The 263-nt window shown below is 43.3% G+C and carries 1 pseudogene; it reads left to right on the plus strand.

The features are described from left to right. Nucleotides 1–263 (plus strand): annotated as a pseudogene (locus AAEY93_RS20745) (sulfite reductase); the annotation flags it as partial.

Consider the following 263-nt stretch of genomic DNA (forward strand, 5'->3'; position numbering starts at 1 on the left):
GTGTAATCCAAACCCGGTTGAATCTAAGTTACATGCGCAGGCTTATGCGGTTGCAAAGCATTTATCTGATCATCTATTACCACACACTCGCGCTTATGCTGAGATTTGGTTAGATGAAGAAAAGCTATTAGGCACCGAAACGGTTGAACCTGTTTACGGCAAAACCTATTTGCCACGTAAATTTAAAATGGCTGTTGCGGTTCCGCCACATAACGATGTAGACGTGTATACCAACGACCTTGGTTTTATTGCGGTAGCAGAAG

Source organism: Shewanella sp. CAL98-MNA-CIBAN-0140, from assembly GCF_040309905.1.
Taxonomy (GTDB): domain Bacteria; phylum Pseudomonadota; class Gammaproteobacteria; order Enterobacterales; family Shewanellaceae; genus Shewanella; species Shewanella psychromarinicola.